The organism is Polaromonas sp. (assembly GCF_012927415.1).
In the GTDB taxonomy this organism is placed as follows: Bacteria; Pseudomonadota; Gammaproteobacteria; order Burkholderiales; family Burkholderiaceae_C; genus Polaromonas.
In genome coordinates this window covers 1-11292 of sequence record NZ_JABBPF010000056.1, presented here as the reverse complement: position 1 = coordinate 11292, position 11292 = coordinate 1, and the positions used below count along the sequence as shown (strand labels likewise).

Annotated in this window: 11 protein-coding genes; 9 read left to right on the top strand and 2 right to left on the bottom strand. The window is 61.0% G+C overall.

Annotated elements, in window-relative coordinates; genetic code table 11:
* Positions 1 to 147: 147 nt before the first annotated feature.
* The 3 genes from HHJ19_RS05920 to HHJ19_RS05910 all read left to right on the top strand — a co-directional run bounded on the left by HHJ19_RS05920 (position 148) and on the right by HHJ19_RS05910 (position 2480).
* Entirely contained in the window at positions 148 to 450 is a 303-nt protein-coding gene (locus HHJ19_RS05920; RefSeq protein WP_296904939.1) for a hypothetical protein, read from the top strand.
* 279 nt (positions 451 to 729) lie between these two features.
* Positions 730 to 1224, top strand: a complete 495-nt coding sequence (locus tag HHJ19_RS05915; protein ID WP_296904941.1) for a hypothetical protein — start codon at positions 730 to 732, stop codon at positions 1222 to 1224.
* On the top strand, positions 1221 to 2480 hold the full coding sequence (locus HHJ19_RS05910) for an Hsp70 family protein (protein WP_296904937.1): 1260 nt from the start codon (positions 1221 to 1223) through the stop codon (positions 2478 to 2480). The genes HHJ19_RS05915 and HHJ19_RS05910 overlap by 4 nt, the downstream gene beginning before the upstream one ends.
* Before the next feature lie 44 nt (positions 2481 to 2524).
* Here the strand turns inward: HHJ19_RS05910 and HHJ19_RS05905 are convergent, their stop codons facing one another.
* On the bottom strand, positions 2525 to 3265 hold the full coding sequence (locus HHJ19_RS05905) for a glutathione peroxidase (RefSeq protein WP_296904936.1): 741 nt from the start codon (positions 3263 to 3265) through the stop codon (positions 2525 to 2527).
* A 552-nt stretch (positions 3266 to 3817) separates the two neighbouring features.
* Here HHJ19_RS05905 and HHJ19_RS05900 point away from each other — a divergent pair.
* Positions 3818 to 4273 (top strand): DUF2721 domain-containing protein, encoded by a 456-nt coding sequence (locus HHJ19_RS05900; protein ID WP_296904935.1) that lies wholly within the window; start codon positions 3818 to 3820, stop codon positions 4271 to 4273.
* A 125-nt stretch (positions 4274 to 4398) separates the two neighbouring features.
* Here HHJ19_RS05900 and HHJ19_RS05895 read toward each other — a convergent pair whose 3' ends face one another.
* Complete coding sequence (locus tag HHJ19_RS05895; protein ID WP_296904934.1) at positions 4399 to 6057, bottom strand: 4-hydroxyphenylacetate 3-hydroxylase N-terminal domain-containing protein; 1659 nt, start codon at positions 6055 to 6057, stop codon at positions 4399 to 4401.
* Positions 6058 to 6182: 125 nt separating this feature from the next.
* On the opposite strand from HHJ19_RS05895, the gene HHJ19_RS05890 reads away from it, so the two are divergent.
* The 5 genes from HHJ19_RS05890 to HHJ19_RS05870 form a co-directional block, all read left to right on the top strand.
* Positions 6183 to 6803, top strand: a complete 621-nt coding sequence (locus HHJ19_RS05890) for a TetR/AcrR family transcriptional regulator (protein WP_296904933.1) — start codon at positions 6183 to 6185, stop codon at positions 6801 to 6803.
* Positions 6804 to 6862: 59 nt separating this feature from the next.
* Positions 6863 to 8590 (top strand): acyl-CoA dehydrogenase family protein, encoded by a 1728-nt coding sequence (locus tag HHJ19_RS05885; RefSeq protein ID WP_296904932.1) that lies wholly within the window; start codon positions 6863 to 6865, stop codon positions 8588 to 8590.
* A gap of 82 nt (positions 8591 to 8672) precedes the next feature.
* Positions 8673 to 9296, top strand: coding sequence for an isochorismatase family protein (locus HHJ19_RS05880; RefSeq protein ID WP_296904931.1), 624 nt, complete (start codon positions 8673 to 8675; stop codon positions 9294 to 9296).
* Between the two features lie 152 nt (positions 9297 to 9448).
* On the top strand, positions 9449 to 10429 hold the full coding sequence (locus HHJ19_RS05875) for an MDR family oxidoreductase (protein ID WP_296904930.1): 981 nt from the start codon (positions 9449 to 9451) through the stop codon (positions 10427 to 10429).
* A 43-nt stretch (positions 10430 to 10472) separates the two neighbouring features.
* Positions 10473 to 11292: AMP-binding protein (locus tag HHJ19_RS05870; protein ID WP_296904929.1), on the top strand; the 820-nt coding region annotated here is incomplete at its 3' end.

Below are 11292 nucleotides of genomic sequence, written 5' to 3'. Positions count from 1 at the left end.
GCGGAGTCCGCTGCTGGCTTGGCTGGGGGTGCAGGCCCAGCGCGCGGAGCAAGGCGGCGACCTGGAAGAAGCCGCCAGATTGCGCCGCCGCATCGAGATGACGCAGGGCAGCGCGCCGTCTGTAAAAGCGCCTGCGAAAGACCCGAAGTGAGCTATTTCCTCAAGCTATACGCTTTTGAAGACGCCAGCCCCCAGCAGGTGCAAGCCGCCGAGCTGCGTTTCAAGCAAGCGCTCGAGGCGACTCTGGGTGATGCCAGCCTGGTGGTACCGGTCTACCAGGCTTACCGCCGCATCGTCGCGATCTACGGCGAAGCGCCAGCGCCCGATACGCTGACGGACGCCGAGCAGCAGGTGTTTGACCAGTGGCAGGCCGCCGAGTCGGCGGCTCTCACGGCGGCGCTGGGGCCGCAGCGATACATGGGCGATGCGCAGTTCGAGATTAATGGCTGAGCCTGCGTGCAGTCCGTGATTGATCGGCAAACAGCCGGTCATTTTCTGGAGCAAGCCAGGGATTCAGCGCTGTGGGTCACGAAGGCGCGAAAAGCAGTTTGTTCGACTTGACGGCTTTTTTGCACGCCGCCGCCACATCCCGGGCAATCGGAAAGTAAAATCGCCCCTCGTTCGAAGCGCAATTTCTTTGGCGCTTCGGGTTCGACGCCCCGATTTACAGCGCGATCTTTTGACCTGAGTGATTGAGCATTGACCGATTCCCTTATTCCGCAGACCGACCTGAGCGGCGAATTTTCCTCCGAAGACCTCCCCAAAACACAGGAAGCCCGCCTTTGGCGCGGTGACGGCTGGACTGCTCGCGTCATCAAAAACGAAGACGACGACGGATGGGCCGTGGCGATGATCAGGGACGGTGAACCCGAGCCCGCGCTGGTCGGGCCCTGGACCATGGGACGTGACAAGAAGAACCCGAAGCCGCTAGACGTCAACGCCTTCAACACGCTGGTCAAGACCGCCTCTGAGTTTGTGCGCCGGCATGAGCAGCAACTGCATGCCACGCTGCACCAGCGCATCACCGTCAGCGTGCGGTCGGCCAGGATCACGGTGTCACTTGACATCGTGCCCGATGACGAAAATCCGCACGCCTCGCTGACTGCCCATGACGAAGCCGGTGAGTTGCTGGCCGGTGTGGCGGTGTCGCCATCCTTCAAGCTGAACCGCGCCAGTGCGGAGGCCTGGTCCGAAAGCAACTTCAGCAAGCCCGCCGAGCGATGAGGGCGGACGCGCAGGCTTGCGGCATTGACTTCGGGACTTCCAACTCAACTGCAGGTTGGAGCCGCTCCGGCCAAAATGCGTTATTGCCGCTGGAAGACGGCAAACTCACCTTGCCTTCGGTCATCTTTTTTCATGCCGAAGACGCGCATGTCAGCTTTGGGCGCGCCGCGCTGGCCGATTACCTGGAACGCCACGAAGGGCGGCTGATGCGCTCGCTGAAAAGCCTGCTGGGCACTTCCATGATGGACGAGCACACCGAGGTGGCAGGCCGTGCCGTGCCGTTTCGGGCGCTGCTGGCGCAATTCATCGGCGAACTCAAGCGCCGGGCCGAGCATGCTGCCGGGCGTGAGTTCAGCTGCGCCGTGCTGGGCCGACCCGTGTTTTTTGTTGATGACGACCCGCTGGCCGACCAGCGTGCCCAGGACACGCTGGAAGACATTGCCCGCAGGGCTGGTCTGCGCGACATCGCTTTCCAGTACGAGCCGATTGCTGCCGCGTTCGACTATGAGTCACAGATTTCGCGCGAAGAGCTGGTGCTGGTGGTTGACATCGGCGGTGGCACCTCCGACTTCACTCTGATTCGTGTCGGCCCCGAGCGAGCGAGCCGGACTGAGCGGAAGGGCGACATTCTGGCTAGCGGCGGCGTGCATATTGGCGGCACCGATTTCGACAGGGCCTTAAGCCTGGCCAGCATGATGCCAATGCTTGGGCTGGGCAGCCTGCTCAGAAACGGCCGGGAAATGCCATCGTCCCCTTATTTCAATCTCGCGACCTGGCACACCATCAACCTGGCTTACACCAAAAAAGCCTGGTCACAGATTGCCGAGCTGCACCAGGGCGCGGTTGACAGGCCCAAGCTAGAACGGCTGCAGAGCGTGGTCCGCGAACGCGCCGGCCACTGGCTGGCGCTCCAGGTGGAAGAGGCCAAAATCGCCCTGTCAAATGCGCCGCTGGCGCAAATCGACATCGGCCGGATTGCTGCCGGCGAGACGGTGACGCTGCAGCGGGCCGAACTGGACCGCGCCATTAACGGACTGGTGACGTCGGTGCAACAGACGGTCGCCAGGCTGTTGAGTGATGCGAGCATCACGGCGGCAGGCATTGATACGGTGTTTTTCACCGGCGGCTCCAGCGGTGTGCCTTTGTTGCGCGAGCGGGTGCTGGCACTGGCGCCGCAGGCTAGATGCGTTGAGGGTGACCTGTTCGGCAGCATCGGCGCCGGACTGGCGCTGGACGCATATCGCAAGTTTGCCTGACGCGCTCCCCATTCGCGAATCGAGCCGCCTGCCGGCTTGCCTGACTACGGCATGCGCCGGGCCAGCCAGGCTTCGAGCTCTTCAGAACCGCCAATTTTCCGGCCACCGGCAAAAACCTGCGGCGTCGTTCCCGCGCCCGCGACGGCATACAGAGTGCGCGTGCTGATGCCATTGCCCAGCGAGATTTCTTCGTAGCGCAGGCCGGCCTCGCGCAACAGTGACCTGGCCTTGGCGCAGAACGGGCAGCCCGGCTTGGTGAAGACCGTGATCGGATCGGGTGCCTTGGCCTCGGGCGCGATGTACTTGAGCATGGTGTCGGCATCGGACACTTCAAACGGGTCGCCTTCCTTTTCCGGCTCAATGAACATTTTTTCGATGATGCCATTCTTTACCAGCATTGAATAACGCCACGAGCGCTTGCCAAAACCAAGGTTGCTCTTGTCGACCAGCAGCCCCATGCCTTTGGTAAATTCGCCGTTGCCATCGGGGATGAAACGAATGTTTTCAGCTTCCTGCGTTTGGCCCCATTCATTCATCACAAAGGCATCGTTGACCGAGATACACAGCACGTCGTCAACGCCGTGGGCCTTGAGGGTAGTGGCAAGTTCGTTGAAGCGCGGCAAATGCGTCAATGAGCAGGTCGGTGTGTAAGCACCGGGCAGCGAGAACACCACGACGGTTTTGCCGTCGAACAGCTCTGCGCTCGTGACGTCAACCCATTTGTCGTTCTGGCGGGTCTTGAAAGTGGCTTGAGGAACGTGTTGTCCTTCTTTATTGGGCAGCATGGTCAACTCCTTGAGTTTTGGGACGTGACATTGAAGAAACGGGGGAAAAGGCGTAACAGGCTTTCAAGTGTGCCACGCGGTAACCAGCCACGTCTTGCCGGCATCGAGCTGCGCCGTCCTGCAGGGGCGGTGAGCGCAACGCGAGACGACATATCGGGCTTAGGTACTTCGTGGCGGGGCGGCTGGAAAGCTGTTCTGTTGCCGCTTCAGTCAGAACTGCTGCGTGGTGATCTGCAAAGTGCACGCCGACATTGGCAGCGGTCGATGGCAGCGGTCGATGGCAACGGCAATGCAGACGCAGGTAAAAATGGGTGGCCAGCATGCGCCGGATGCTTGACAGTAAAAAAGGCAGTGGCGTGAAGTCGGCACTGAATGTCTTTCAGGCGATCATCCCTGCCATGGCAAGCATTTGTTTCGCCGTGTAAAAACCGGCAGAACGAGCAGCAGCATAATTCCTGACCCCCCCGATTGCCGCATGACCGCCTGGCCCGGACGTGCTGCGGCACATGAGAAAATGGCAGTCCGTTTATCTTATGCAATGGAGAGTACCGGATGATTTTTGCGCCTGACCTTTCGACGGTGACCCATGGCATTCAGCTGGCGGTCGCGCCGGTGTTTTTGCTGACAGCCGTTTCCGGCATGATCAGCGCCGTGGCGGGCCGTCTGGCCCGAATCATTGACCGCGCGCGTTTTCTCGAGAGCCGGCTTGAAACTGGCGCTGTAGAGAAACCCCGGGCGGCCAAAATGTATGATGAATTGCGGCGCCTGCGGCACCGGGGCTGGCTGGTCAACGGCTGCCTTGCCTTGCTGACTTTCTGCGCCATCCTCATTGGTACCACCATCATCCTGCTGTTTCTGGGTGAAACCAGCGAACTGCCGATTTTCCGGATCGCCACCGTGTGCTTTCTGGCAGGTGTGGTGTGTTTTCTTTCTGCCCTCGTGTGTTTTCTGACCGAGACCCTGCTGGCTACCCACCTGCTCAATTTTGCAGAAATGTCGTCGCCGTAGTGCTGTCAGCGCCAAAATAAGCACGAAATATGAACCAAATAGGCCTGTTGTCCAATGAATGTCGATATAGTTTGCTATCAAGATTGTAGCATTTATCGTTTCTTTCTTTTTTTTCCTTTTTTTTGTTAATGCCCACGCCTGGAAGGCAGGGTAGCCACCACCTCAGGCAAATCAACCATCACCGGCTGGCCGGGTGTGGTGCAGCCGGTGTCGCAGCATTTGCCCGGCTGGCGGTTTTTCGTGATGGCACGATTAGGGTCATGGGGCGCAGCGGCCGGTGAGCCGTCTGCGCCGATGCCGCGCTCCAGAATGCGCTCGACCAGTTCCACTTTGGAGCCGATGGGATAGTTGCGGTAAATCTCCTGTTTCATCGCTGCCGGCGAGCCGCCGCCATGCAGGCTGATCACGCTATACCAGCCGCCCTGGTAACCGGCGCTCAGATCCTCTATGAATCGGGCCGTTTCGATGCGTTGCTCGTAGGGCACGTCCGGGTTGGCGCGCAGCACTTCTGACAGCTTTGCACCGGTCTCGGGATTGTGGTCTTCGTCCGGGCCGGGCAGGGTGACGATCAGGCCGCCGCTGACGTAGTGCGCAATCCTGTGCATGTCGTAGATTTTCGTTGCCAGCAGCAGCTTGCCGATGTTGGAAAACACCGGGTCAGGCATGAAGGTCTTGCTGTGCTCGTCCGGCTTGCCATAAACGCTGGCTGCCACGCCGCAGGCGTAAAAACTTTCGGTGATGGTGATGAGCTCGACCATCTGCTCGCGCAAATGCGATTCCTTGCCAGGATCAAAGCCGTTGGCCTCGCACATCAGCGCGCCTGCGCCAATCAGCAGGTCGCCAAAGCCGGCGCGCGCCGCTATGCAGGTGTGGCGGTGATGGGTGGCGTAGCTGTAGGTGAGGTGGCCGGAGTGCTCCCATTCGCCGGCGTAAAACACGTTGTCCCAGGGTACAAAGACCTTGTCGAACATCACCACGCCGGTGCTCTGGCCGTATTTGCGGCTGAACAGCGCTTCGCCATGTTCGACCTTTTCACCCGGTCGACCGGCCGGCCGCGCAATGATGGTGATGCCAGGCGCGTCAAGCGGCACCGCGCAGCACACCGCAAAGTCGGCGTCTTCCCTGCCCATGTTGCGACACGGCATGACCAGCAATTCATGCACGTAAGGTGCCCCGGTGACGATGGCTTTGGTGCCGCTGATGATGATGCCGCGCTGGCCGTTGTGCAGCGCGTTGCGCTCGACGATATGCAGGTAGCTGTCGACGTTGGACTGCTCGTGTGGACGTTTGCTGCGGTCGCCTTTGGCGTCCGTCATGGCCACGCCCAGTGTCAGGTCTTGGTCCTGCACGCGGTGCAGGTAGTTCAAGAAGCGCGCGGTGTTCTCATGCGTGCCGCGCGCGTCATCTATGCGCGCGGACACCTGGCCAATCGCGTTAAGTGCGTCGTGCGTCAGGTAGCGCTGGGCGCAGCCGGTTTCCTGGCACACGAGGCGCACGGCTTCAAGCTTGTTGAGCAGGTCGCCGCTGCTGGTGTTGATGTGGCTTAGCCGGTTCACCAGCTTGCCGCTGGTCTGTTGCACCGCCGTCATGATGGGCGCGTATTTGGCCTTCAGCGCGTAGTCGTAAGTCAATGCGATTGCATTGATGCCCGGGCCAAAGCCGCGTTCATCGACCACGCTGTCAACCTGCTGGCCGTCCAGAAAAACACGCGGTTTATAGCGGCGCAGCGACTCGCGAAAGTCATCGCCAGACATTAGAGTGGCGGTGGGGGCAGGGGCGTTCATCCGGTGGTCTCCAGCATTTTTGGGGCGTTAACAAGGCGGTTGACTAAATTTAAACACTGTTTAATTTACTTTGCAAGTGTTTAATTATTTGCTCAAGCCTCCTATTTTTCGTTTATATTCAAATCATGGAAGCCAAACTGCTACGCCAGCAAGCCCTCAACGATTCGCGCCGCGCGCTCATGCTTGATGCGGCCCGGTCAGTGTTTGAGCGCCTGGGCATTGAAGGCGCCAGCATCCGCGAAATCGCCAGGCAAGCCGGTTACACCCCTGGTGCGATCTACTCTTACTTTGACAACAAGGAGGCGATTTACGGCGCGCTGCTGGCCGAGTCGCTGGAGCGCCTGAATACAGCGGTGGATGCGGCGGGCGCAAACGCGTCAAGCCCGGCCGATCTGCTGCAAGCCAAAGCCAGCGCCTGGTTCGGGTTTTATGCGGTCAACCCGCGTGACCTCGACCTGGGTTTTTATCTGGTCCAGGGCATGCAGCCGCGCGGCCTGACCTCCGAACTCAACGACCAGCTCAATGCGCGGCTTTACGATGCACTGCGGCCTTGTGATCAGGCGATGCGGGCCATGGGCCTGGATGCGGAAGACGCCTTGCGCGAAAACACCGCGCTGTTTGCCCACGGCGTGGGGCTGTTGCTGCTGCAGCACACCGGCCGTATCCGCCTGTTTGGACAAGATGCCACGCTGCTGTTTGCGTCCTATCTGATCGGTCTGGTGGAGCGCCTGGGCTGTAAGCGCTGATAGTGAAGTTTGCGCTCGACAAAAATGAGATCAATTTTGCAAACCCCGGAGACAACAACATGAATGCACTCGTCAGCTCCCTGAATCTTTTGCCCGCGCAAGACAGTGCGGGCCAAGGGCATTACGGCACGCACCTCGTCAAAAACCAGGCGATGCCGCTGACCGGGTTCAACGCCTTCGAGCATGACGCCGTGTTGTCCGCGGCCGTGCAACGCGAAGCGCCCTGGGCGGCCGGGCGCTGCCAGGCGCTGGGCCAGCTCGTCGGCAATGAAGATATCCAGGAGCTGGCCCGGCTGGCCAACCGCCATCTTCCGGAACTGAAGACGCATGACCGCTACGGCAACCGGATCGACTGGGTCGAATTCCATCCGGCCTGGCACCAGCTGATGACTCTGGCCTGGAAGCACGAGGTGCATTCCCTCGCCTGGACGGCGCGTGAAGCCCAGCCGCACTTTGCCCGTGCCGCGCTGTCTTACCTCTGGAATCAGGTCGAACACGGAACGGCCTGCCCGACCGGCATGGCGTATGCGTCTTTTGCCGGTTTTCAGACCGAACCCTGTCTCAAGCTCTGGGCCGAGAAGGTCTGCGGCACGCAGTACGAATTCAGCCGGCGCGAAGTGGCCGACAAGCCGTCAGTCGTCATCGGCTATGCCATGACCGAGAAGCAGGGCGGTTCCGATCTGCGCGAAACGCAGACCACAGCGGTCTTCTCGCACAGCGCGGACTACCACGGCGCGACGGCCCATTGGTACGAGCTGACGGGCCACAAATGGTTTTGTTCGGTGCCCCAGTCCGACGGCTTCTTCACCCTTGCCACGGTGGGCGGCGGCGTCACCTGTTTTTTCCTGCCGCGCACCCTGCCTGATGGCAGTTTCAACCGGTTTTTTGTTCAGCGCCTGAAGGACAAGTGCGGCAACAAGTCCAACGCCTCCAGCGAAATCGAATACGCCGGCACGCTGGCGATTCGTGTCGGACCCGAGGGCGGCGGCCTGCGCGAGATCCTGTCGCACGCCCACCTGACGCGGCTGGATTTTGCAGTCGGTTCTGCCGGCCTGATGCGCCAGGCCTTGACGCTGGCACTCAACCACACCAGCACTCGCCGGGGCTTCGGCGCGTCGCTGGCCGAACAACCGATGATGGCCAACGTGCTGGCTGACATGGCCATCGAGGTGGAAGCGGCTACGCTGCTCGCACTGCGCGTGGCCAGGGCCACCGACCACATCGCCACCAGCGCGCAGGAAAAGGCGTTTGCCCGCGTGGCCACGCCGATGGCCAAGTTCTTCAACTGCTCACGCGCGCCTGCGATTGCGTACGAGGCTTTGCAGTGCCATGGCGGCAATGGCTTCATCGAGGAAAACCCGATGGCCAGAATTTATCGCGAGGCGCCGTTGAACAGCGTCTGGGAAGGCACAGCCAACATGATGTGCATGGACGTGCGGCGCTCGCTGCTCAAGCAACCCTCGACGCGCGAGGCTTTCATGGCCGAGGTGAGCCTGGTCAAGGGCATGGACACCCGTTTCGACGCCTGGCTCAACGCCTTGGAGCCGCTCATCGACGCGGCGATGCGGGATGAATTTTTGGCAAGGCCCGCCAGCGAAGCTATGGCCCGCGCGATTCAGGGCGCGGAACTGCTGCGCCATTCGACCACCGATGTTGTAGATGCCTTTATGAGTACCCGGCTCAATGCAGCCACGGCAGGCTGGGGCGCCACGCTGGGCTCGATGGGCGCCGCCGTCTCCAAAGCGCAGGCCAGCCGCATCGTTGACCGGGCCCGCGTGCTTCGGTAAAGCGGAGGTCTGCTTGGTGGCAATGGCAATTACGGCAGACGCGGGGCACTGGGATAATGCTTTCAAAACCCAAGGACTGACCATGCTGCTCGATGCCGATGACTCCCAACTCGTTCTGGTTGACTACCAGCTTCGCCTGATGCCCGTCATTTTTGAAAATGACCTCGTCATTGCCAACGCCGTGCGCCTGGCCCGCATGGCCCGCATCATGGAGGTGCCGGTATGGGGCACGGCGCAAAATCCCGACAAGCTGGGTCAGAACCTGCCCGAGCTGCAGGCGGCGATTGATTCGGCTGGCGGCAAGACCCTGGCCAAGATGCACTTCAGCGCCGCCGCCGATGGGCTGGTTGAGTGGCTGCGCCCGCCGGCGCGCAAACCGGCCCAGGGAGGCAACGCGCGCAGCCTCCCCAAGCATATGCAAAAGCCGCCGGAGCCTGAAGAAGAGGGCCGCAGCATGATCGTGATCGCCGGCTGCGAAGCGCATGTGTGTCTCATGCAGACGGCGCTGGAATTGCTTGAGGAAGAGTTCGACGTGTGGGTCGTCACCGATGCTTGCAGCTCACGCACCGAGCGCAACCGCGACGCGGCCTTTGACCGCTTGGCCGGCGCGGGTGCCGAGCTGGTTACCACGGAGATGGTGGCGTTTGAGTGGCTGCGTACGGCTGATCATGAGGTTTTCAGGGAAATTCAGGCGCTGATCAAGTAGGAACAGGGCCAGCCATGCGCTGGTGTCGGTTCCAGGGCATTGAAGGCCCGGTCGCTGCTAGTCAGCCCCACGCAAGTCTGTCATGAATAATTATGTATTAAGTTTTTCTGCCTCTACGCTGCAGTCCACCACGACCCATCAGGAGACCTCTTTTGTTCAAGGCCCTTCAACTCACCAAATCCGACGCCGGTTTTTCGGCCGCCATTGTTGATACTGACGAAACACAGCTGCCGGCTGGCGATGTTTTGGTAAAAGTGGACTACTCGACACTGAACTACAAGGATGGCCTGGCCATTACCAATAGTGGCCCGGTGGTGCGCAGCTGGCCGATGGTGGCGGGTATCGACGGGGCGGGCACCGTGCTGGAATCCAGCCACGCCGACTGGAAGCCCGGCGACATGTTTATTCACAATGGCTGGGGTCTTGGCGAAACGCGCTGGGGCCTGATGTCTGAGCGGGCGCGCCTGCAAGGTGATTGGCTGGTGAAATTGCCGCAGGCCTTCACAACGCGCCAGGCCATGGCGATTGGCACGGCCGGCTACACGGCCATGCTGTGCGTGCTCGCGCTGGAGCGGCACGGTGTCAAACCCGACGCAGCGGCCGAAGTTCTGGTGACAGGCGCCACCGGAGGCGTCGGCAGTGTGGCCGTCGCCTTGCTCGGCAAGCTCGGCTACACCGTCGTGGCTGCCACCGGCAAGGCCAGCGAAGAAGGCTATCTCAAGCAGCTCGGCGCAGCACGCGTGATGGATCGGTCCGAATTGTCTGCGCCGGGCAAACCCTTGCAAAAAGAGCGCTGGGCGGCGGTCATTGACGCAGTGGGCTCGCACACGCTGGCCAATGCCTGTGCGCAGACCCGTTACGGCGGGGTGGTTACAGCCTGCGGGCTGGCCCAGGGCACGGATTTTCCGGCGACTGTCATGCCTTTTATCTTGCGCGGCATCACGCTGGTGGGGATTGACAGCGTGATGGCGCCTCTGGCCCGACGCCAGCAGGCCTGGGCCCGGCTTGCCAGAGATCTTGATCCGGCCAGGCTCGAAACCATGGTGCAGGAAGTGCCCCTGGCGCGCGCGGCCGAAAAAGCCGCAGAGCTGATGGCTGGCAAGATCCGCGGCCGCGTCATCGTCAGGATATGAACCGTGATCGCACACGCGTCAAGCCAACAAACGGAGACAAACCATGAGCCAGGCCCCCAGCAATTACGCCGATTTTTACCGTCAGTCGATAGAGCAGCCCGATGCCTTCTGGGCAGGCCAGGCCAATCTGATTGACTGGTACAAGCCTTTTGACCGCGTCTGCAATTACGATAAGCCGCCGTTTGTGCAATGGTTTGAAGGCGGCCTGATCAACCTGTGCCATAACGCCGTGGACCGCCACCTTGTGGACCGGGCCGACCAGAACGCGCTGATCGCTGTTTCAAGCGAAACCGGGACCGAGAAAACCTTCACTTTCAGGGACCTGCATGGAGAAGTGCAGCGGATGGCCGCCAGTTTGAAGTCACTGGGCGTCTTGAAAGGCGACCGCGTGCTGATTTACATGCCCATGATTGCCGAGGCCGCTTTTGCCATGCTGGCCTGCGCGCGCATTGGCGCAGTGCATTGCGTGGTATTTGGCGGTTTTGCAAGCGGCTCGCTGGCTTCGCGCATTGAAGACGCTGCGCCCAAAGTCATCGTCAGCTCCGACGGCGGCTCGCGCGGCGGCAAGGCAATGCCCTACAAACCGCTGCTCGACGAGGCCATCCGCCTGTCCAGTCACAAACCGGAAGCCGTGCTGCTGGCCGACCGCGGCCTGACGAGAATGGAATTGGTGGAAGGGCGCGACCATCTCTGGAATGAACTGCGCAAAAAGCATTTCGACGCGCCGGTGGCATGCGAATGGCTTGACTCAACCGCAATCAGTTACACCATCTACACCAGTGGCACCACCGGCAAACCCAAGGGCGTGCAGCGCGACACCGGCGGCTACACCGTGGCGCTGGCCGCCAGCATGAGGCACATCT

What these genes read in the sequence shown, in the direction of transcription:
- HHJ19_RS05880 (WP_296904931.1), top strand. Translation starts at nt 8,673, where the DNA reads ATGCTGCTCGATGCCGATGACTCCCAACTCGTTCTGGTTGACTACCAG.
- HHJ19_RS05900 (WP_296904935.1), top strand. Translation starts at nt 3,818, where the DNA reads ATGATTTTTGCGCCTGACCTTTCGACGGTGACCCATGGCATTCAGCTG.
- HHJ19_RS05905 (WP_296904936.1), bottom strand. Translation starts at nt 3,265, where the DNA reads ATGCTGCCCAATAAAGAAGGACAACACGTTCCTCAAGCCACTTTCAAG.
- HHJ19_RS05910 (WP_296904937.1), top strand. Translation starts at nt 1,221, where the DNA reads ATGAGGGCGGACGCGCAGGCTTGCGGCATTGACTTCGGGACTTCCAAC.
- HHJ19_RS05890 (WP_296904933.1), top strand. Translation starts at nt 6,183, where the DNA reads ATGGAAGCCAAACTGCTACGCCAGCAAGCCCTCAACGATTCGCGCCGC.
- HHJ19_RS05895 (WP_296904934.1), bottom strand. Translation starts at nt 6,057, where the DNA reads ATGAACGCCCCTGCCCCCACCGCCACTCTAATGTCTGGCGATGACTTT.
- HHJ19_RS05885 (WP_296904932.1), top strand. Translation starts at nt 6,863, where the DNA reads ATGAATGCACTCGTCAGCTCCCTGAATCTTTTGCCCGCGCAAGACAGT.